The sequence below is a fragment of the Klenkia soli genome, from assembly GCF_900103975.1.
Taxonomy (GTDB): Bacteria; Actinomycetota; Actinomycetes; order Mycobacteriales; family Geodermatophilaceae; genus Klenkia; species Klenkia soli.
Genome location: NZ_FNIR01000001.1, coordinates 187,541 through 207,269 on the forward strand (window position 1 = coordinate 187,541; position 19,729 = coordinate 207,269).

The 19,729-nt window shown below is 75.1% G+C and carries 23 protein-coding genes; 7 read left to right on the forward strand and 16 right to left on the reverse strand.

Annotated elements, in window-relative coordinates:
* Positions 1-8: 8 nt before the first annotated feature.
* Positions 9-185: a hypothetical protein gene (locus tag BLS67_RS23605; protein ID WP_165617423.1), complete on the forward strand. Its 177-nt coding sequence runs from the start codon at positions 9-11 to the stop codon at positions 183-185.
* 10 nt (positions 186-195) lie between these two features.
* Here the strand turns inward: BLS67_RS23605 and BLS67_RS00955 are convergent, their stop codons facing one another.
* Complete coding sequence (locus BLS67_RS00955) at positions 196-1,131, reverse strand: NADP-dependent oxidoreductase (protein ID WP_242653684.1); 936 nt, start codon at positions 1,129-1,131, stop codon at positions 196-198.
* Between the two features lie 112 nt (positions 1,132-1,243).
* On the opposite strand from BLS67_RS00955, the gene BLS67_RS00960 reads away from it, so the two are divergent.
* Entirely contained in the window at positions 1,244-2,518 is a 1,275-nt protein-coding gene (locus BLS67_RS00960) for a glycosyltransferase (RefSeq protein WP_091238068.1), read from the forward strand.
* The gene (locus tag BLS67_RS00965; protein ID WP_091238071.1) at positions 2,515-4,485 is read left to right on the forward strand and encodes an ArnT family glycosyltransferase; all 1,971 of its coding nucleotides are present in this window, start codon (positions 2,515-2,517) and stop codon (positions 4,483-4,485) included. The genes BLS67_RS00960 and BLS67_RS00965 overlap by 4 nt, the downstream gene beginning before the upstream one ends.
* Here BLS67_RS00965 and BLS67_RS00970 read toward each other — a convergent pair.
* Entirely contained in the window at positions 4,466-5,071 is a 606-nt protein-coding gene (locus tag BLS67_RS00970; RefSeq protein ID WP_131801652.1) for a hypothetical protein, read from the reverse strand. The two genes, BLS67_RS00965 and BLS67_RS00970, sit on opposite strands and share 20 nt — an antisense overlap.
* A gap of 27 nt (positions 5,072-5,098) precedes the next feature.
* A complete protein-coding gene (locus BLS67_RS00975) occupies positions 5,099-6,298 on the reverse strand; it encodes an acyl-CoA dehydrogenase family protein (RefSeq protein ID WP_091238078.1) in 1,200 nt (399 codons plus the stop codon).
* Positions 6,299-6,427: 129 nt separating this feature from the next.
* On the opposite strand from BLS67_RS00975, the gene BLS67_RS00980 reads away from it, so the two are divergent.
* The gene (locus tag BLS67_RS00980) at positions 6,428-6,838 is read left to right on the forward strand and encodes a DUF4190 domain-containing protein (protein WP_207500153.1); all 411 of its coding nucleotides are present in this window, start codon (positions 6,428-6,430) and stop codon (positions 6,836-6,838) included.
* A gap of 1 nt (position 6,839) precedes the next feature.
* Here BLS67_RS00980 and BLS67_RS00985 read toward each other — a convergent pair whose 3' ends face one another.
* From BLS67_RS00985 to BLS67_RS00995, 3 genes are read right to left on the reverse strand one after another with little or no spacing between them, the layout of a single operon-like run.
* On the reverse strand, positions 6,840-7,793 hold the full coding sequence (locus BLS67_RS00985; RefSeq protein ID WP_091238081.1) for an HpcH/HpaI aldolase/citrate lyase family protein: 954 nt from the start codon (positions 7,791-7,793) through the stop codon (positions 6,840-6,842).
* Between the two features lie 44 nt (positions 7,794-7,837).
* Entirely contained in the window at positions 7,838-8,755 is a 918-nt protein-coding gene (locus BLS67_RS00990) for a DMT family transporter (protein ID WP_242653685.1), read from the reverse strand.
* Positions 8,752-9,603 (reverse strand): PhzF family phenazine biosynthesis protein, encoded by an 852-nt coding sequence (locus BLS67_RS00995; protein ID WP_207500154.1) that lies wholly within the window; start codon positions 9,601-9,603, stop codon positions 8,752-8,754. The genes BLS67_RS00990 and BLS67_RS00995 overlap by 4 nt, the downstream gene beginning before the upstream one ends.
* A gap of 23 nt (positions 9,604-9,626) precedes the next feature.
* Between BLS67_RS00995 and BLS67_RS01000 the strand changes: the two genes are divergently transcribed.
* On the forward strand, positions 9,627-10,865 hold the full coding sequence (locus BLS67_RS01000) for a magnesium transporter MgtE N-terminal domain-containing protein (protein WP_091238083.1): 1,239 nt from the start codon (positions 9,627-9,629) through the stop codon (positions 10,863-10,865).
* A complete protein-coding gene (locus BLS67_RS01005; protein WP_165617424.1) occupies positions 10,858-11,436 on the forward strand; it encodes a DUF1003 domain-containing protein in 579 nt (192 codons plus the stop codon). Before BLS67_RS01000 ends, BLS67_RS01005 begins: the two co-directional genes overlap by 8 nt.
* A 6-nt stretch (positions 11,437-11,442) precedes the next feature.
* Here BLS67_RS01005 and BLS67_RS01010 read toward each other — a convergent pair whose 3' ends face one another.
* From BLS67_RS01010 to BLS67_RS01030, 5 genes are read right to left on the reverse strand one after another with little or no spacing between them, the layout of a single operon-like run.
* Positions 11,443-11,961, reverse strand: coding sequence for a hypothetical protein (locus BLS67_RS01010; protein ID WP_207500155.1), 519 nt, complete (start codon positions 11,959-11,961; stop codon positions 11,443-11,445).
* Entirely contained in the window at positions 11,958-13,370 is a 1,413-nt protein-coding gene (locus BLS67_RS01015) for an aminotransferase class I/II-fold pyridoxal phosphate-dependent enzyme (RefSeq protein WP_091238086.1), read from the reverse strand. The genes BLS67_RS01010 and BLS67_RS01015 overlap by 4 nt, the downstream gene beginning before the upstream one ends.
* A gap of 18 nt (positions 13,371-13,388) precedes the next feature.
* Positions 13,389-13,700 (reverse strand): CHY zinc finger protein, encoded by a 312-nt coding sequence (locus BLS67_RS01020; protein ID WP_207500156.1) that lies wholly within the window; start codon positions 13,698-13,700, stop codon positions 13,389-13,391.
* On the reverse strand, positions 13,697-14,014 hold the full coding sequence (locus BLS67_RS01025; RefSeq protein ID WP_091239150.1) for an AzlD domain-containing protein: 318 nt from the start codon (positions 14,012-14,014) through the stop codon (positions 13,697-13,699). Before BLS67_RS01025 ends, BLS67_RS01020 begins: the two co-directional genes overlap by 4 nt.
* Positions 14,011-14,694 (reverse strand): AzlC family ABC transporter permease, encoded by a 684-nt coding sequence (locus tag BLS67_RS01030; RefSeq protein ID WP_242653687.1) that lies wholly within the window; start codon positions 14,692-14,694, stop codon positions 14,011-14,013. The genes BLS67_RS01025 and BLS67_RS01030 overlap by 4 nt, the downstream gene beginning before the upstream one ends.
* Before the next feature lie 100 nt (positions 14,695-14,794).
* Between BLS67_RS01030 and BLS67_RS01035 the strand changes: the two genes are divergently transcribed.
* Positions 14,795-15,946: an Mrp/NBP35 family ATP-binding protein gene (locus tag BLS67_RS01035; RefSeq protein WP_091238089.1), complete on the forward strand. Its 1,152-nt coding sequence runs from the start codon at positions 14,795-14,797 to the stop codon at positions 15,944-15,946.
* A gap of 36 nt (positions 15,947-15,982) precedes the next feature.
* Here BLS67_RS01035 and BLS67_RS01040 read toward each other — a convergent pair whose 3' ends face one another.
* The 5 genes from BLS67_RS01040 to sigE all read right to left on the reverse strand — a co-directional run bounded on the left by BLS67_RS01040 (position 15,983) and on the right by sigE (position 19,638).
* Positions 15,983-16,453, reverse strand: coding sequence for an Rv0361 family membrane protein (locus BLS67_RS01040; protein WP_131801653.1), 471 nt, complete (start codon positions 16,451-16,453; stop codon positions 15,983-15,985).
* A gap of 46 nt (positions 16,454-16,499) precedes the next feature.
* The gene (locus BLS67_RS01045) at positions 16,500-16,892 is read right to left on the reverse strand and encodes a twin-arginine translocase TatA/TatE family subunit (protein WP_242653689.1); all 393 of its coding nucleotides are present in this window, start codon (positions 16,890-16,892) and stop codon (positions 16,500-16,502) included.
* Positions 16,893-16,946: 54 nt separating this feature from the next.
* The gene (locus tag BLS67_RS01050; RefSeq protein WP_242653691.1) at positions 16,947-18,314 is read right to left on the reverse strand and encodes a S1C family serine protease; all 1,368 of its coding nucleotides are present in this window, start codon (positions 18,312-18,314) and stop codon (positions 16,947-16,949) included.
* Positions 18,315-18,496: 182 nt separating this feature from the next.
* Positions 18,497-19,063, reverse strand: a complete 567-nt coding sequence (locus BLS67_RS01055) for an anti-sigma factor family protein (protein WP_091238101.1) — start codon at positions 19,061-19,063, stop codon at positions 18,497-18,499.
* Complete coding sequence (gene sigE, locus BLS67_RS01060) at positions 19,060-19,638, reverse strand: RNA polymerase sigma factor SigE (protein WP_242653693.1); 579 nt, start codon at positions 19,636-19,638, stop codon at positions 19,060-19,062. Before sigE ends, BLS67_RS01055 begins: the two co-directional genes overlap by 4 nt.
* Between the last annotated feature and the right edge of the window lie 91 nt (positions 19,639-19,729).

Consider the following 19,729-nt stretch of genomic DNA (forward strand, 5'->3'; position numbering starts at 1 on the left):
GGTGACCCGTGAGCCCGACGCCCACCGGTGGTTCCCTGCTCGACACCGCCGTCGAGCGCTTCCACGACCTGGTGCTCGCCGACCCCCGCCTGGCCGCCCTCGCCGACGTCGGGGTCGAGGACGGCCACCTCGACGACGTGCGCGAGGTGGTGGCCGGCCTCCGCGACCAGGTCGTGGAGGCCTGACCCGCCCCCGTCAGAAGGTGAGGACCAGCCGGCCCCGCACCCCGCCGGCCTCGAGCCGGGCGTGCGCCGACGCGGCGTCCGCGGCCGGGACGACGTCGGCCACCCGCAGCGTGACCTCGCCGGACTCCGCCTGCTGCCGCAGCCGGTCCAGCGCCTGCGTGTTCTGGCCGTAGTCGCGCACCATGACCGGCTCGAACCGGATCGAGCGGCCCGGCGGGACGTCGTCCCCGCGGTAGCCGCGCACGGTCGACACCACGCCGCCGTCGCGGACCGCGCGGGCGCCCTCGGCTCCCAGCAGCGCGCCGTCGGCCAGGCCGTCCACCCCGTCGGGGTAGCGCTCGAGGACGGCGTCGGCGAAGCCCTCGCCCCGGTCGAGGACGACGTCGGCGCCCAGCGAGCGCACCAGCTCGCGGTCGGCCCCGGACGCGTCGGCCACGACCACGAGCCCGTCGGCCTTGGCCAGCTGCACCACGTAGCCGCCGAAGGCGCCGGCCGCGCCGGTCACCGCGAGCACCTGGCCGGACGCCAGGCCCATCCGGTCCAGGGCGAGCCGGGCGGTGAGGCCGTTCATGGGCAGCGACGCGGCCGCGGCGTCGTCCACACCGGCCGGCACCGGGACGACGGACGCCGCCGGCAGCACGATCTGCTCGCGGTAGCCCCCGTGCGCGCCGGAGGGCACGACGATCGCCATCACGCGGTCCCCCACCGCCAGCGGGGTCTCGGTGCCCGGGCCGACCTCGTCGACCACGCCGGCGACGTCCATCCCCGGGATCCAGGGCATCTCCTTCGGGGCCTTCGGGTGCTGGGCGTAGGTGCCGTTGCGCGCGTAGGTGTCGGTCGGGTTCACCGCCGCGGCCCGGACGGCGAGCCGCACCTCCCCCGGACCGGCGTGCACCTCGGGCACGTCGAGCAGGTGCAGGGCCTCGGGCCCGCCGAACTCGGTCACTCCGACAGCTCTCATACCCGGGTGCAAGTCCGGGTCGGTCGTCCGCCATTCCCACAGCAGGCGTGCAGGAAGTCCTGGGCGCACCGTCAGGCTGGCGCCCCACCGTCACCGCATGCCCCCGCTGATGGTCTCCTCCGACGACACCCGGTCGGTCCCCCCGGTGCTGGACGTCGTCGTCCCCGTGCACGACGAGGAGGCCGACCTCGAGCAGTGCCTGCGCCGGCTGCACGCCCACCTGGCCACCCTGCCGTTCAGCTCGCGGATCACCGTCGCGGAGAACGCCAGCACCGACGGCACCCCGGCCCTGGCCCAGCGGCTGGCCGGCGAGCTGGCCGACGTCCGCGTGCGGGTCGAGACCGAGCCGGGCCGGGGCCGGGCGCTCAACCGGGCGTGGCAGGCCAGCGACGCCGCCGTCCTGGTCTACATGGACGTCGACCTGTCCACCGACCTCAACGCCCTGCTGCCGCTGGTCGCGCCGCTGATCAGCGGCCACTCCGACCTCGCGATCGGCACCCGGCTGGCCGGCTCCTCCCGCGTCGTCCGCGGCGCCAAGCGCGAGTTCATCTCCCGCAGCTACAACCTGCTGCTGCGCGGCACGCTGGCCACCCACGTCTCGGACGCCCAGTGCGGGTTCAAGGCCATCCGCGCCGACGTCGCCGCCCGCCTGCTGCCCCTGGTCGAGGACACCGGCTGGTTCTTCGACACCGAGCTGCTGGTGCTCGCCGAGCGCGCCGGCCTGCGCATCGCCGAGGTCCCCGTCGACTGGGTCGACGACCCCGACAGCCGGGTGCACATCGTCTCCACCGCGAAGGCCGACCTCGCCGGCATCGTCCGCATGTGGCGGGCCTTCACCACCGGCCGGCTCCCGCTGGCCGACCTGCGCGCCCAGATCGGCCGCGGCCCGCTCGTCGAGCCCGACCTGGACGGCGTCCCCGCCGGGCTGCTGGGCCAGCTGGTCCGCTTCGCCGTCATCGGCGTGGTCTCCACGCTGGCCTACCTCGCCCTGTTCGTCGGCCTGCGCCACACCTTCGAGCCGCAGGCCGCCAACCTGGTCGCCCTGGCCGTCACCGCGGTGGCCAACACCGCGGCCAACCGGCGCATCACCTTCGGCATCCGCGGCCGCGGCGGTGCGGCCACCGCCCAGTTCCAGGGCCTGCTCGTCTTCGCCCTCGGCCTGGCGCTCACCAGCGGCACGTTGGCGGCGCTGAACGTGTGGGACCCGCACGCCCCCCGCCTCACCGAGCTGGCCTTCCTCGTCTCGGCGAACCTGGCGGCCACCCTGCTGCGCTTCGTGCTGTTCCGCGCCTGGGTCTTCCGCACCCGTACGCCCCGCGCCGAGCGGACCGTCGACGGCCTCGTGCCCGACCTCGAGGCCAGCACCCGGTGAGCACGGTCCTGGACCCGCCGGTCGCGGCGGCGCCCCCGGCCCCGCACCGGCCGGCCGCCGCGTCCCCGGTCCGGCGTCCGCTGCGCGGTCGGGACGACGACCCCGCCTGGGTGCGCCCGTCGCTGCTGGCCCTGCTCGGTGCCACCGGCGTGCTCTACGTCTGGGACCTCGCCGCCTCGGGCTGGGCCAACGCCTTCTACGCCGCCGCGGTGCAGGCGGGCTCGCAGAGCTGGACGGCGTTCTTCTACGGCTCCTCGGACGCGGCCAACTCCATCACCGTGGACAAGCCCCCGGCCTCGCTGTGGGTCATGGAGATCGCCGTCCGCCTGTTCGGGCTGAGCTCGTGGTCGCTGCTGGTGCCGCAGGCCCTCATGGGTGTGGCCACCACCGGGGTCCTGTACCTCGCGGTGCGGCGGGTCGCCGGCGCGGGGGCCGGGCTGCTCGCGGGCGCGGCCTGCACGCTGACGCCGGTCGCCGTCCTCATGTTCCGGTTCGACAACCCCGACGCGCTGCTGGTCCTGCTGCTCACCCTGGCGGCCTACCTGCTGACCCGGGCCGTGCAGTCGGGTCGCCGGGCGACCCTGGTCGGCGTCGGCGTCCTCATCGGCGCCGCGTTCCTGACCAAGACCCTGCAGGCGTTCCTGGTCGTCCCGGGCTTCGCCCTGGTGTGGCTGGTCTGCGCCCCCGGCACGGTCCGCCGCCGGCTGGTCGACCTGCTGTGGGCGGGCCTGGCGATGGTGGTCGCCGGTGGCTGGTGGGTGGCGGTGGTCGAGCTCGTGCCCGCCGACTGGCGGCCCTACATCGGCGGCTCGCAGACCAACTCGGCGTGGGAGCTCATCTGGGGCTACAACGGCCTGGGCCGGCTCACCGGCGACGAGACCGGATCGGTCGGCGGCGGTTCGGGCTGGGGCGAGACGGGCCTGGGGCGGCTCTTCGACGCCGAGATCGGCGGTCAGGTCGCCTGGCTGCTGCCGGCCGCCCTGGTGCTCGGCGTCGCCGGCCTGGTGGCGGTCGGTCGGCGGCCGCGCACGGACCCCGCCCGCGCCGGGCTGCTGGTCTGGGGCAGCTGGCTGCTGGCCACCGGGCTGACCTTCAGCCTCATGGCCGGCATCTTCCACGCCTACTACACGGTCGCGCTGGCGCCGGCGATCGCCGCGGTGGTCGGCATCGGCGGCGGGCTGCTGTGGGCCCGGCGGGGTTCGTGGTGGGCCCGGACGGTGCTCGCCGGCACGGTGGCCGGGACCGGGTGGTGGTCGTGGGTGCTGCTCGGCCGCACCCCGGACTTCCGGCCCTGGGTGGCCCCCGCCGTGCTGGTCGGTGCGCTGCTGGCCGCCACCGCGCTGCTCGTGGTGCACCGGCTGCGCCGGCCCGTGGTCGCGGCCGTCCTGGCCCTCGGGACGGTCGCCGCCCTCGGCGGGCCCGCGGCCTACGCCGTCGAGACCGCGGCCACGCCGCACAGCGGGTCCATCGTCAGCGGCGGTCCGTCGATGACCGTCCGCCTCGGGGCCGGCGTCGGCACCGGACCGCCCGTCGGGGGACCCGCGGGCGCGCACCCCGGGGGCGGGTTCGCCCCCGGGACCGCGGGCGGCACCAGCGCACGCGGCAGCCTGATCGGCGCCAGCGACCCCAGCGCCCAGGTCGTGGCCACCCTGCGCACCAACGCGTCCTCCTTCACCTGGGTCGCCGCGGCCGTCGGCTCGCAGAGCGCGGCCGGCTACCAGCTGGCCACCGGTGACCCGGTGATGGCCGTCGGCGGGTTCAACGGCAGCGACCCCTCGCCCACGCTGCTGCAGTTCCAGCAGTACGTCGCCGCCGGGGACATCCACTGGTTCGTCGGCGGCTCGGTGGGCCGCAGCTCTGGCGGGTCCGACGCCTCGAGCGCCATCGCCACCTGGGTGGGCGAGCACTACACGCCCACCACGGTCGACGGCGTGACCCTCTACGACCTCAGCCGTCCGATCGACTGAGGAACGGGGCGAACAGCTCGCGGGCGGCGGCGTCGGGGGTGCGGTAGGTCAGCGACGAGCCGTCGTGCAGCAGCACCGACACCACCAGCGGGTCCGCCGCTCCGGGGTGCTCGGGTCCGGTCAGCACGACGACGCCGACCTGCTCGGCCCCGACCCTCCGCACCCCCTCCAGCGCGGCCGCGAACTCGGCGGACGTGCGTGCCCGGCGGAACCACGGCGTGCCCGGACGACGACGCACCCGCCCCGCCTGCCGCGCCGCCTGCGCCCGGTCTCCGGCGGCCTGCTGCCGGTCCCGGGCGCGGAAGCGGCCGATGAGCACGGCCGAGACCAGCAGCAGACCCAGCGCCAGGACCGACAGCACCAGCGAGAGCGACTCGCCCACGCCGTCCAGCCGCCCGGCCAGCTGCGACAGCAGCACCAGCACGCCGAACCCGCCCACCAGGAACAGCAGCTGGCGCAGCTGCGCACGGGTGTCGGACAGCCCGCGCGCGAAGCCGGGCAGCTCCACCCAGCCGTCGTCGAACACCGACAGCCGCCACCAGTCCCCTGCGGCGTCCTCGACGGACACCCACCCGCGCCTGCCCACGGGCACATCCTGCCCGCGGCGCCGGCCTCAGCGCTTGCTGGCGTAGGTCTTGAGCAGACCCCGGCTGATGATCGTCTTCTGGATCTCGCTGGTGCCCTCGCCGATGAGCAGGAACGGCGCCTCGCGCATGAGCCGCTCGATCTCGTACTCCTTGGAGTAGCCGTAGCCGCCGTGGATGCGGAAGGCCTGGGTGGTCACCTCGGCGCAGTACTCGCTGGCCAGCAGCTTGGCCATGCCGGCCTCGACGTCGTTGCGCTGCCCGGAGTCCTTCAGCTTGGCCGCGTTGACCATCATCAGGTGGCTGGCCTCGACCTTGGTGGCCATCTCGGCCAGCTGGAAGGCGATCGCCTGGTGCTGGGCGATCTTCTTGCCGAAGGTCTCGCGCTGCTGGGCGTACTCGACGGCCAGCTCGAAGGCCCGGATGGAGATGCCGCACGCGCGGGCGGCGACGTTGACCCGGCCGACCTCGACGCCGTCCATCATGTGCGCGAAGCCCTTGCCGGGCACGCCGCCAAGGATGTCGTCGGCCGAGGCCTGGTAGCCGTCGAACACCAGGCTGGTGGTGTCGACGCCCTTGTAGCCCATCTTGTCGATCTTGCCGGGGATGGTGAGCCCGGGCACGACCTCGCCGAACCCGGTGGGCTTCTCGACCAGGAACGTGGTCAGGTTCTGGTGCGCCTTCTCGCCGCCCTCGTCGGTGCGGACCAGCGCGGCGACCAGCGTGGAGCTGCCCCCGTTGGTCAGCCACATCTTCTCGCCGTCGATCGTGTAGTTCCCGTCGGCGTCCTTCTTCGCCCGGGTGCGGATCGCCGCGACGTCGGAACCCAGCCCGGGCTCGCTCATCGAGAACGCGCCGCGCACCTCGCCGGTGGCCATGCGCGGCAGGTACTTCTGCTTCTGCTCGTCGGTGCCGTGCTGGATGAGCATGTAGGCCACGATGAAGTGGGTGTTGATGACACCGGAGACGCTCATCCAGCCGCGGGCGATCTCCTCCACGACCAGCACGTAGGTCAGCAGCGACTCGCCCAGGCCGCCGTACTCCTCGGGGATCATGAGGCCGAACAGCCCCATCTCCTTCATCCCGTCGACGATCTCCTGCGGGTAGGTATCGGAGTGCTCGAGCTCCTGGGCCCGCGGGATGATCTCCCGGTCGACGAACCGGCGGACCGTCGAGAGGATCTCGGTCTGGATCTCGGTCAGGTCGGCGGTCTGGGCCAAGCGGGTCATGGGTGCTCCTCGCGGGGGACGACGGTGTCCGGTGGTTACCGGCGAGTATGGCCCACCGACCAGCGCCTCCCCGGTGGGTTGCGTCACCTCTGCGACCCTGTCCCCGGCACCGTCCCCGAGGAGGACCCCATGAGCCAGGACGACGGCTTCTACCGCGGCGACCCGCCGGTGCAGTCGACCCAGGGCGCCGTCCCCGCGCCCGCCCCGGGGTACGGCCCGCCCCCGGGCTACGGACCGCCCCCCGGCTACGGGCCCCCGCCCGGCTACGGCCCGCCGCCCGGGTACGGCCCGCCGGTCTACCTCGTGCGGCGGCCGACCAACACCACGGCGATCCTGGCCCTGGTGTTCGGCTTCGTGTTCGCCCCGGTGGGCCTGGCGCTGGGCATCGCCGCCCGCCGCCAGATCCGCCGCACCGGTGAGGACGGCGACGGTCTGGCGCTGGCCGGCATCATCGTCGGGTCGATCGGGACGGCGGTCTACGGCCTGCTGGCCCTCACCTGGATCTGGGCGGTCGTCACCCTGGCCAGCTTCGGCCCCTGACTCACTCCTCGGGCGGGGTGAAGCTCGACGTGCGGTCCATGCCCGCGGCCCGGCCCTTGCCGGCGATGACCAGGGCCATCTTGCGGCTGGCCTCGTCGATCATCTCGTCGCCCAGCATTGCCGAGCCCTTCTTGCCACCGGCCTCGCTGGTGGCCCACTCGTAGGCGTCGAGGATCAGCTCGGCGTGGTCGTAGTCCTCCTGCGAGGGCGCGTAGATCTCGTTGGCCGCGTCGATCTGGCCCGGGTGCAGCACCCACTTGCCGTCGAAGCCGAGCATCGCCGAGCGCTTGGCGACCTCCTCGAAGGCCGGCACGTCGCGGACCTGCAGGAAGGGGCCGTCGATGGCCTGGACGCCGCGGGCGCGGGCGGCCATGAGGATCTGCATGAGGATGTAGTGGAACGGGTCGCCCGGGTAGTCGGGGTGCAGCGCGCCCACGACCAGGGACTTCATGTTGATCGAGGCCATGAAGTCGGCCGGGCCGTAGATGATCGTCTCGATCCGCGGGCTGGCGAAGGCGATCTGGTTGACGTTGATGAGCCCCCGAGCGGTCTCGATCTGCGCCTCGATGCCGATCTTCCCGACCTCCAGGCCGTTGGCCTTCTCGATCTGGGTGAGCAGCATGTCCAGCGCCTGCACCTGACCGGCGTCCTGCACCTTCGGCAGCATGATCGCGTCGAGGTTCGCGCCGGCGCCGCCGACGACCTCGATGACGTCCTGGAACGTCCACTCCGTCGTCCAGTCGTTGACCCGGACGGTGCGGATCTTGTCGCCCCACCCGCCCTCGTTCAGCGCCGCCACGATGTTCTTGCGGGCGCCGGGCTTGGCCAGCGGCGCGCAGGCGTCCTCCAGGTCCAGGAACACCTGGTCCGCGGGGAGGCCCTTGGCCTTCTCCAGGAACCGGGGGTTGCTGCCCGGGACGGCGAGGTTGGAACGGCGGGATCGGAGCTCGGCCACGGTGCCTCCACGATCGACGATGGTTACCGGAGAGTAACCAGGCCTCAGGTGACCGGCTCCACGAGCGTCCGCGGTCGGGATGCCCGGATCACCAGGGCGACGCCGACGACGACCAGCCCCATCCCCGGCAGGGCCAGCAGCGGGGGCAGCTGGCCCAGCAGCACCAGGGCCACCAGCAGCGCACCGGGGACCTCCAGCAGGATCGCCAGGCCCACCACCGTCGGGCCCACCGAGGAGACCACCAGGTTGAGCACGGTGTGGCCGAACAGCTGGGCCACGACGGTGATGCCGGCGATCAGCCACCAGTCGCGGGCGCTGAACCCGGCCAGCGGCACGCCCGCGACCAGGGCCGCCACCGCCACCGCCGCGGCGCACGTGCTGTAGCAGACCACCGAGTAGGCCGAGGTGGGCAACCGCTGCCGAGCCCGGGCACCGGCCAGCACGTACCCGCCTGCCGCGATCCCGCCCGTGAGCGCCAGCGCGTCGCCGGCCAGCGCGCGCATCGACACCGTGACGTCGACCCCGGCGATGAGCGCCGCACCGGCCACGGCCAGGCCGAGGCCCCACCAGACCTGGGCCGGCAGCCGCACCCCGGTGAACCGGGCGGCCACCGCCGTCCAGATCGGCGTGGTGGTGACCAGGGCGATCGAGGCCGCCACCGACGTCATCGACAGGCTCGGCAGCCAGGCCGCGAAGTGCGCGGCGAGGAACAGGCCGGCGACCACGGAGCTGCGGAGGTCGCGCAGCCGCACCCCGGCCAGGCCGGACCGCTCGCGGGTCAGCAGCACGGGCAGCAGGGCCGCGGCACCTGCGGCGTTGCGCCAGAACGCGATGGCCAGCGCGGGGGCGACGACCAGTGCGGTCAGCGGCCCCGACAGGGAGATGCCCACGACCGCCACGGCCATGAGCGCGAGGTCGCGGCCCCCGGGGCGGTGCACCGCCCAGGCGTCGGTGGTGCTCACGCCGGGACGACGACGGTGCCGCGGGCCACCGGGTGGACGTCGCCGGCGACCGTGGCCCGGACCGGTCGGCCCGCCTCGACGGTGACCGTGCCGTCGAGCACCGACGGGCGGCCCAGCGCCGCGCCCTGGTGCAGCCGGTACCCCGACGTGCCCTCGCCGGCCAGGCCCTCCGCGGCCAGCCAGACGCCCGTGCCCAGGGCGGCCGACCCGGTGGCCGGGTCCTCGCCCCAGGCGGTGCCGCCGGCGAAGACCCGCACGGTGTGCTCGTCGCCGTCCCCGCGGGCCAGCACCGAGACGCCGCCGAGCACGTCGGGCAGCAGCGCGGCCAGTGCCCGGGGGTCGGGCACGGCCCGCTCGACCGCGCCGGGGCGCACGTCGAGGTGGGCGAACTCCAACCCGCAGCTGGTCAGGTGCGCGGGGCGACCGGTGACGTCGTCCGCGGCCAGCCCGACGGCGGCGGCCAGGGCCGCGGGATCGGGGCCGGGTCGGCACCGCGGTGGCCCACCGGTCAGCCGGGCGCCGGTGGCCGAGACCTCGAGCGGCACCACGCCCTCGCCGCACTCCTGCCGCACCGTCCCGGCCGGCAGCAGGCCCAGCCGCACCAGGGTGTGGGCGGTGCCGACGCTCGGGTGGCCGGCGAAGGGCAGCTCGGTCTCGGTGGTGAAGATGCGCACCGCGTACCCGCCCTCGTGCACGGCCGTGACGAAGGTGGTCTCGGAGTACCCGAACTCCAGCGCCAGCGCCTGGCACTGCGCGGTGGTGAGGTCGGCGGCCCCGAGGACGACGGCGAGCTGGTTGCCGCTCAGCGGTCGCGGGGCGAAGACGTCGACGACCTCGAAGGACAGCACGGCGGCGACGGTAGCCTCGCCGCGTGACGACCGTGACGCGCGCGTACGTGTCCCGGGTCGCCGGGCTGACCGTCTTCGACCCGGCGGGTGACCGGGTCGGCAAGGTCCGCGACGCCGTCGTCGCGCTGCGGGTCGGCACCGCTCCGCCGCGCATCCTGGGCCTGGTGCTCGAGGTGGTGGCCCGGCGCCGGATCTTCCTGCCGATGGGCCGGGTCACCCGCATCGACGCCGGTGCGGTCACGCTGAGCACGGGCACGCTGAGCCTGCGGCACTTCGAGCAGCGGGCCGGCGAGACGCTGGTGCTGGGTGAGCTGCTGGACCGGCGGGTCACGATGACCGAGGACGCCCGGGTCGCGGTCGTCGTCGACGCCTCGATGGAGCAGAACCGCACCGGCGACTGGGTGCTGACCCGGCTCGCCGTGGCCGAGCCCGGCCGGTTCGGCCGTCGGGGTCAGCTGCACCAGGTCGCCTGGGACGAGGTCGTCGGCCTCTCGCTCGAGGAGGCCGGGCAGAGCGCCGAGACCCTCATCGCCACCTACCGCGAGCTCAAGCCCGCCGACCTGGCCCACGCGCTGCAGGGCCTGCCGGACAAGCGCCGCAACGAGGTCGCCGAGGCGCTGGACGACGGCCGGCTGGCCGACGTGCTCGGGGAGCTGCCCGAGGCCGAGCAGATCACCATCCTGCGCAGCCTCGACGAGGACCGCGCCGCCGACGTCCTGGAGGAGATGGACCCCGACGACGCCGCGGACCTGCTCGGCGAGCTGCCCGGCGCCGACCGCAACCGGCTGCTGGGCCTCATGGAGCCCGACGACGCCAAGTCGGTGCGCCAGCTGCTGGACTACTCCGAGGACACCGCCGGCGGCATGATGACCAGCGAGCCGGTGATCCTGGCCCCCGACGTCACCATCGCCGAGGCGCTGGCCCGGGTGCGGTCCGAGGAGATCACCCCGGCGCTGGCCAGCCAGGTCTACGTCTGCCGGCCCCCCTCGGCCACCCCCACCGGCCGCTACCTGGGCCTGGCACACATCCAGCGGCTGCTCCGCGAGCCACCGTTCACCCTGGTCTCCGGGGTGCTCGACGACCTGGAGCCGCTGCGCCCCGAGGCCCCGCTGGCCGAGGTCACCCGCTACTTCGCGACCTACAACCTGGTCGCGGCCCCGGTCGTCGACGCCGGCGGCCGGCTGCTGGGCGCGGTCACGGTGGACGACGTCCTGGACGCGCTGCTGCCCGACGACTGGCGCGAGCGGGCCCGTCGTGGCTGACGCCCGCGAGGCGGCCCGGCGGGCGGACCTGCAGCTGGACCAGCCCGGCACCGTGCGGGGCTGGCGACCGACGTTCAACCCCGACGCGGTGGGCTTCTACGCCGAGCGGATCGCCCGCTTCCTGGGCACCGGCCGCTACCTGGCCATCCAGACGATCATCGTGATCGTCTGGATCGCGATCAACATCGCCTGGATCTCGCTGCGGTTCGACCCCTACCCGTTCATCCTGCTGAACCTGGCCTTCTCCACCCAGGCCGCCTACGCCGCGCCGCTGATCCTGCTGGCCCAGAACCGGCAGACCGACCGCGACAAGGTGCAGGTCGAGGAGGACCGCGCCCGCGCCGCGCAGACCCGCGCCGACACCGAGTACCTGGCCCGCGAGCTGGCCTCGCTGCGGGTCGCGATCGGCGAGCTGGCCACCCGCGACTTCATCCGCGGCGAGCTCGACCGGCTGGCCCCGCCCGACGACGAGGCCGCCGCCCGCCGCCGCAAGGAGCGCAAGCGCAAGCGCGAGCAGCAGACCCGCGAGGCGCGGGAGGCCCGCGAGAACCGGGACAAGAGCGCCGACTGAGCCCGGTCAGCCGCCGGCCAGCCCGGCCAGGTTCTGCAGCTGCCGCCGCATCATCACCAGGTCGCCCCAGCACAGGGCGGCGGCGACCGGTCGGGGCAGCGGCTGCACCCGCAGGACGGCCACCAACCGGCTGGTGCCGACGCGCGCACCGGGCAGCGCGGCGTAGCTGACCACCATGTCCCCGCTGGCCCGGGCCACCGGCCCGGGCGGCAGCACCAGGGTGAGCTCCCGGCCGGGCACGAAGGAGTGCAGCCGGAACACGGTGGCCACCGGCTGCCCGACGGCCAGCTCGTCCAGGCCCGGGGTGAGCGAGCGCGGGCTGCGCCGGCCCAGGTTGTCGACCAGGTCGTAGCTGTAGGGGGCGGCCCGCAGCTGGCACAGCCACCGGAACGCGACGTCGACCGGCGCAGCGACGTCCACCCCGCGCAACCAGCGGCCGGGGGCCCCCGGTCGCAGCTCGTCGCAGCCGTAGGTCGCCGCGGCCTCGGCGTCGGTCACGCCCCACCGCTGCGGCAGGCCGGTCACCGGCGCACCGCCTGCAGGGTGGCCAGCGTCGGGTCGGCCGCGTAGGCGATCCGCACGCCGGCGTCGGCGGCCGCCGCCAGGGCGGCCAGCGCGTCCGACGTGATCTCGTCGCCGGGCGCCAGCACCGGGATGCCCGGCGGGTAGGGCGCCACCAGCTCGGCGCAGACCCGGCCCACCGCCTCGCCCACCGGCACGGTGTCCCGGTCGGCGAAGAACGCCTCGCGCGGCGACAGCGCCGGCACCGGGACCACCCCGTAGACCGCCGCCCCCACGACCGGGCGCGGGGTGCCGCGGTGCCGGCGCACCGCGGCGACGACCGCCGCGGTGAACGCGGTCAGGGTGGTGTCGTCGTCGGCCAGGGTCACCACGGCCTTGACCAGGTCGCGCTCGGCGGCCTCGACCGGGATGCCCGCGGCCAGCAGGTCCTGCTCGACGGCGCGGCCGTCGGCGCCCGTGCCGGGCAGCAGCAGGGTGAGCACGAGCGGGTCGCCGTCGCCCAGGACCAGTCCGGGGACGTCGGCCAACCGCGCCCGTGCCCGGCGGACGGCGTCGAGCGCGGCGCCCAGCAGCACCTCGCCGTCCCGGGCCAGCAGCGCCCGGGCGGCGTCGGTGCTCGCCAGGATCGCGCCGGCCGGGCTGGTGGTGGCGGTGGCCTCGACCCCGGCGTCCAGCCGGGCCGGGTCCACCCGCCGCGTGCGGGCCAGCACCAGGGCCGCCTGGCTCCAGGCCGGCAGCGTCTTGTGCGCGCTGGTCACCAGGACGTCGGCGCCCAGCTGCAGGGCGTGCCGGGGCAGGTCGGGGTGGAAGCCGAAGTGGGCGGCCCACGCCCCGTCGACCACCAGGGGCACGTCGTGGTCGTGGGCGGCCGCGGCCAGCCCGGCGACGTCGCCCACCCCGCCGGTGTAGGAGGGGTCGCCGACGAACACCGCGCGGGCGCGCGGGTGCTCGGCCAGGGCGCGGGCCACGGTCGTGGGCAGCACCCCCAGCGGCAGCCCCGTGACCGGGTCGACCTCGGGGCGGACCCACACCGGCGTCAACCCGGCCAGCACCAGCCCGACCAGCAGCGACCGGTGCAGCGTGCGGCTGACCACCACCTCGTCACCGGGGCGTCCGACGGCCAGGGCCACCGCCTGGTTGGCGTGGGTGGCCCCGCCGGTGGAGAACCGGCAGACGTCGGCGCCCCACAGCCGGGCGGCGCGGGCCTCGGCGTCGACCAGCACGCCGGCGGTCACCTTCATCGTGTCCAGCCCGGCGTACAGCGGGACGTCACCGGCGACCACATCGCCGACCAGGTCGTGCCGCTGCTTGTGCCCGGGGATGGTGAACGGGGTCGGCGCCTGCTCCTGGAACCGCAGCCAGGCATCCAGCAGCGGCGCGTCGCCGCGCAGGCCCCTCGGGTCGGTGGGCACGCCGGTCAGCCTCGTCGATCAGCCGAAGTAGAGGTGTTGGTGCAGCCGGCAGCCGGGGTTGAACGACGCCGCGCAGTGCGGGCACCCGTCGGCGACGACGTACTCGGCGATGGACAGGGTCCGTCGGCACACCCCGCACAGCACCGCGCGCACCGACCGGTCCTCGGCCGGCCAGACGACGGCGTCGTGGTCGGCGCACTCGGCGTGGCACAGGTGGCAGCCGTAGAAGGGCTCGCAGCAGGCGAAGCGGATGGCCACGACGTCCAGGTCGGTGGCGTAGTGCTCGCACCGGCTCTGCGCGTCCACGAGCCGACCGGCCACCGTCGTCACGTCAGCGACCCTAGCCAGTGCACGCCGGCCCCGGTGAGCCCCGCCAGCAGGAGGACGACGACGAACGGCGCGCGCAGCGCCAGGGCGAGCGCGGCCACCGCGAGCCCGGCCAGCCGGCCGTCGACCACCAGCTGCGACCCCGAGGTCGCCGCCTGGACGGCGACCAGCGCGGCCAGCAGCGCCGCCGGCACGAAGTCGACCACCCGGGCCACCACCGGGTGCTCCACCCAGGCCGCCGGAACGCTCAGCCCGGCCAGCTTCAGCAGGTAGCAGCCCGCCGACCCGAGCAGCACCGCCACCCACAGCCCGCTCACCGCCGCCACCGCCCGGCGAGGGCCACCGCGACGACCGCGGTGATCACCTGCACGCCCGCCGGCACGAACGGGGTGAGCGCCAGCGCGATCGCCGCGCCACCCAGGGCCACCCGCCGCTGCGCCGCGGGCTCGGCCCAGGCCTTCTGCAGCCGGGGCCACAGCAGCGCCAGGAAGGCGGCCGGGACGACGGCGTCCAGCGCGGCCAGTGACGCCCCGGTGAGCGCGTCGGCCCCCAGCGCGCCCAGCAGCGTGGTGACGTTCCAGCCCAGGAAGATGGCGCCGCCCCCGAGGGTGAAGGCCAGCCGGGCGTTCGCCGGGTCCGGGGCGGCCAGGGCCAGCGCGGTGGACTCGTCGATCACCAGCTGCGCCGTCCCGAGCCGGCGCAGGCCGCCCCGCGGTCGGAGCAGCGGCACCAGCCGCACGCCGTAGATGGTGTTGCGGGTGCCCAGCAGCACCGCGCTGCCCACCGCGGCCAGCACGCCTCCCCCGGCCCCGAGCACGCCCACCAGCGCGAACTGGGAGGCACCGGTGAACATGAGCAGGGACAGGGCGCAGGCCTGCCAGGCGTCCAGGCCCGCGGCCACCGCGGCGGCCCCGAACGCGGCGCCGTAGAGACCGACGGCCACGCCCAGGCCCAGGGCGTCGCGGATCGTGGCCCGCCGGGCGCCGTCGCTGGTCACGGTGGCGGACTCTAGGAGGCGGGCTCCCGCTCCCCACGGCCGCCGTACAGTGGCAGCGGCCCCGCAAGGGCCCCACCGATGCGAGGAGACACACCACCGCATGACCGACACGCTGACCGGCACCCCGGCCGCCGACGCGATCAACGCCGCCCTGGCCACCGTCCAGGACCCCGAGATCAACCGTCCGCTCCCCGAGCTCGGCATGATCAAGGACGTCCGGATCGGCGCCGACGGCCTGGTCGAGGTCGACGTCTACCTGACCGTCTCCGGCTGCCCGATGCGCGAGACCATCACCAGCCGGGTGACCGAGGCCGTGGGCCAGGTCGCGGGGGTGACCGGGGTCAAGGTCGGCTTGGACGTGATGAACGACGAGCAGCGGGCCGAGCTGCGCAAGACCGTCCGCGGCACCGACGCCCCCGAGGCCGTCATCCCCTTCGCCCAGCCCGGCTCGCTGACCCGCGTCTACGCGGTCGCCTCGGGCAAGGGCGGGGTGGGCAAGTCCAGCGTGACGGTGAACCTGGCCGCCTCGCTGGCCAAGCGCGGGCTCTCCGTCGGCGTGGTCGACGCCGACATCTACGGGCACTCGGTGCCCCGCATGCTGGGTGTCGACGACAAGCCCACCCAGGTCGACAACATGATCATGCCGCCGCAGAGCTACGGCGTGAAGGTCATCTCGATCGGCATGTTCACCCCGGGCAACACCCCGGTCGTCTGGCGTGGGCCGATGCTGCACCGCGCGCTGCAGCAGTTCCTCGCCGACGTCTGGTGGGGCGACCTGGACGTCCTGCTCATGGACCTCCCGCCGGGCACCGGCGACGTCGCGATCTCGGTGGCCCAGCTGGTGCCCAACGCCGAGATCCTGGTCGTCACCACCCCGCAGCAGGCGGCGGCCGAGGTGGCCGAGCGCGCCGGGGCGATCGCCACCCAGACCCACCAGCAGGTGGTCGGCGTGGTCGAGAACATGTCCTGGCTCGAGCTGCCCGACGGCTCCCGCATGGAGCTGTTCGGCTCCGGCGGCGGCCAGGCGGTCTCCGACGCGCTGACCAAGACCCTCGGTGCCCGCGTGCCGCTGCTGGGTCAGATCCCGCTGGACACCCGGCTGCGCGAGGCCGGCGACGCCGGCGCCCCGATCGTGCTCGCCCAGCCCGACGCCCCCGCGGCGCAGGCGCTGGAGAAGATCGCCGAAGGCCTGGCCGTCCGCTCCCGCGGGCTGTCGGGCATGTCGCTGGGGCTCACCCCCGTCCGTCGCTGACCGGCGCCCTGCCCCTGAGAGTGCCCCGGGGCACTCTCAGGGGCAGGGCCGCCAGCCGCCGTCCTCCCGCGCCATCCACAGGGTGGTCTCGGTGTCCAGGCCGTCGGCGGTCGTGAGGACCAGCTGCACCGAGCCGGTCTGCTCGCCGTTCGAGCTCTCCACGCTCACGCCGATGACCTGCACGTCGGTGAGCTGCGGCGACCCGTAGTGCGCCGCCAGCTGCTCGGGCGTCACCTGGACGCGGTCCGCGGAGCAGAGCTGGCCCTGCGCATCGGCCCACCTACCCGCCACCAACGCATCGGCATAGCGGTGTGCGCTCTCGCTCACCGGCCCGAGCGCGCCGGAGACCGCGCTGACCAGCCACCACCCGCCGGCCCCGACGAGGACCAGCACGACCAGCCCGACCGGCAGGCCCACGGTCAGCCAGCGCGAGCGACGCCGACGACGCAGCGGCGGCCCGACCTGCGGAGCCGACGGGTAGGGGTAGGGCTGGCCCGGGGACGACACCGGCGCAGTGTGCCAGCCGGAAGGCCCGCCAGCGCGGGCCACGGGCTCAGGTGGCGTCGGTGTCGTAGGGCGCGGGTCGGGACCGGTCCCGCGGACCGGGTCGGCGGGCGACCGCTGCTGCCCCGGCGACCGCTGCGGTGGCCCCGGCCGGCCCGGTGCCCCGGATCACCGGCGGGTCGTCGTCGCCCATCAGCTGGTCGCGGATGAACGTCTTCGGGTGGTACTTGCGCAGGTCCAGGTCGCGCAGCTGCTCGAAGTCGTCACCCAGGCTGTCCTGCAGCTGCCCGCGCGCGCCGGTGACGAACTCCCGCACCTTCTTGATGCCCTGGGCGGCGTCCTTGGCCAGGGTGGGCAGCCGCTCGGGGCCGAAGATGAACAGCGCCGCCAACCCGAGCACGAGGATCTCGCCCCAGCCGATCGAGTCGAACACTGCGCACATCCCTTCTCGCCGGCCGGTCCCGGATCACTGTAGGCAGCCCGCCTGGGTAGGACCTCAGGCAGTCGTGAGCGTGGCCTGGACCTCGAAGGAGGATCCGCCGCCCCGCACGACCTCGACGGTCACGGTGTCACCGGGGGCCTTGCTGTCGACGGCGACCTGCAGCTCCTCCGACGACCCCACGGGCTGGCCGTCGACGGCGATGATGGTGTCCTGCTCCTCGATGCCCGCCGCCTCGGCCGGGCTGCCCGGCTCGACGTTGACCACCAGGGCGCCGTCCCGCACGCTGTCGGTGACGGTCCGCGCCTGCACACCGAGCGAGGCGTGCACCGCGGTGCCGGTGCTGATGAGCTGCTCGGCGATGTCCCGGGCCTTGTCGATCGGGATGGCGAACCCCAGGCCGATCGACCCGCCGCCGGTGCCGGTGCCGCCCAGCGAGGCGATGGCGGTGTTGATGCCGATGACGGCGCCGGTGCCGTCGACGAGCGCGCCCCCGGAGTTGCCGGGGTTGATCGGGGCGTCGGTCTGGATCGCGCTGATCACCGCGTTGGTGTCGCTGCCCTCGCCGGACAACCGCACCGGCCGGTCCAGCGCGCTGACGATGCCGCTGGTGACGGTGCCCGCCAGCCCCAGCGGCGAGCCGATGGCCACGACCGGGTCGCCGACGACGACAGAACCCGGGGTGGCCAGCGACGCGGCGACCAGACCGGGCTTCTCGACCTTGATGACGGCGACGTCGCTGGCCGGGTCACGGCCGACGATGCGGGCGGCCGAGCCGCTGCCGTCGGAGAACACGGCGCGGATCTCGGCGCCGTCGACGTCGGCGGCACCGGAGACGACGTGGTTGTTGGTGATGATGTAGCCGTTCTCGGCATCCACGACGACGCCGGATCCGGTCGCCCCCGAGTCGCCCACCCGGACCTCGATCGACACGACCGCCGGACCCACCTGCTGGGCGATGCTGGCCACCGACCCCGGTGCCTCGCTGATGCCCGGCGACACCTCGGACAGCTGGGTACCCGGGCTCAGCAGCGGTGCCTCGCCGGCGGTGCGACCCAGGTACCAGCTCAGCGTGCCGCCCAGCGCGGCGACGAACAGCAGCGAGAGGACGGCGACCACGGCCACCGGCAGGCTGATGTCGCCCAGCCGCAGCCGGCGCCGGCCCTTCGCGTCGACGACCAGCGGGCCGTCGTCCTGCGGGGTCTCCTCGACGTACTCGGCCGGGCGGCCCAGGGCGGCCGGGGCGTGCGGGTCGCGCCAGGGGTCGGACGCGGCGTCGGCCTTCCACCACGGCCCGGACGACGTCCGGCGGGGGCCGGGCCGCCCCTCGGGGGGCAGGCCCAGCCCGCGCTGCCCGTCCCGGGGCGCGAACGCGCGCAGGACGGCCTCGGGCGGCGGCGCCGTCGCCGGCCGGGGCCGGGCCACGGGACGGTCGGCGCCGAAGGAGCCCTGGACGTCGGCGGGGCGGCCGAACGCCGCCTGCTGCTCGGGCGGCGGTGGGACCGGCCGGTGCGCGGGGAGGGTGCTGGGCTCCTGGTCGAAGGAGCCGTCGGTCCCGGCGGGCCGTGCGTACCCGGCGTCCTCCGGCCGTGCTGGGGGGCGCTCGCTCAGGGTGTGCCGCCGGTGAGCGGGGTGCCGACCGTCAGGGTGCGGACGACGGGCGGGACGACGGCGGTGCGCTCACCGGACGTGACCGTGCTGCCGGTGTCGGGACGGGCCACGGGGCCGGCCTGCCCGCCGGTCGGCAGGCTCACGGCGAGGGCGACGACCCCGACGCCGATGCCGGCGAGCCCGGCGGCCATGCCGCGGCGCAGCCAGCGGGCCTGGCCCGGGCGGTCGGGGGTCTGCTGGGGGGCCAACGGCGCGGAGAACCCACCGCCGAGGACGCGGTCGGGCGAGGCGAGCAGGGTGCCCGAGCCGCCGAAGCCCCCGGAGGCGGAGACGTCGGCGGTGAACGGGATGGCCTGCAACCGGCTCAGGAGGTCACCGGGCACGGCGACGTCGTGGGTGGTGTGCAGTGCCTCCTTGGCCTCGCGCTGGGCCTCGACGGCCAGCCGGCACTGCAGGCAGCCGGTCAGGTGCCGGGCGGCGCGGCCGGCCGCGGCGCCGGAGAGCTCGCCGTCGACCAGCGCGGCGATCGCCTCCTGGGCCAGGTGGCTCACCGGGATGTTCACCGCGGACCCTCCTCGAGCACCGGGCGGCGGCCGGGCGCGAGGTGGGCGAGGGCCTCGCGCAGCTGCACGCGGCCGCGGTGGATGCGGCTGCGGACCGTGCCGAGCTTGATGCCCAGCGTGGCCGCGATCTCCTCGTAGGTCAGGCCCTCGATGTCGCAGAGCACGACCGCGACCCGGAACTCGGGCGACAGCGCGTCGAGCGCGGCCTGCACCTGGGGGTCGAGGTGGGTGTCGGTGTAGACCTGCTCGGGGCTGGGCGCGCTGCCGGGCAGCCGCTCGGTGTCCTCGGGCAGCGCGTCGAAGCGGATCCGCTGCCGGCGGCGGACCATGTCCAGGAACAGGTTCGTGGTGATGCGGTGCAGCCAGCCCTCGAACGTGCCCGGGGAGAACGAGGCCAGCGAGCGGAACACCCGGACGAAGGTCTCCTGGGTGAGGTCCTCGGCGTCGTGCGCGTTGCCCGAGAGCCGGTAGGCCAGCCGGTAGACCCGGGCGGAGTGGTCGCGGACGACCTGCTCCCAGGTGGGGGCCACCCAGACGTCGGTGGCGGCGGCGTGGGCCACGGGAGGCTCGGTCACGGGACCAGGATCGCAGACGGCCACGGAACCAGCAGGGTCGGAGGAGGGACGCGTGAGGCGCACACCCACCCCAACGGGTGGGGGACCCTCC

Excerpts from the sequence above, each read along its gene's own strand:
- BLS67_RS01035 (WP_091238089.1), top strand. The coding sequence starts at position 14,795 with ATGACCGACACGCTGACCGGCACCCCGGCCGCCGACGCGATCAACGCC.
- BLS67_RS00975 (WP_091238078.1), bottom strand. The coding sequence starts at position 6,298 with ATGACCCGCTTGGCCCAGACCGCCGACCTGACCGAGATCCAGACCGAG.
- BLS67_RS00980 (WP_207500153.1), top strand. The coding sequence starts at position 6,428 with ATGAGCCAGGACGACGGCTTCTACCGCGGCGACCCGCCGGTGCAGTCG.
- BLS67_RS00960 (WP_091238068.1), top strand. The coding sequence starts at position 1,244 with ATGCCCCCGCTGATGGTCTCCTCCGACGACACCCGGTCGGTCCCCCCG.
- BLS67_RS01045 (WP_242653689.1), bottom strand. The coding sequence starts at position 16,892 with ATGTGCGCAGTGTTCGACTCGATCGGCTGGGGCGAGATCCTCGTGCTC.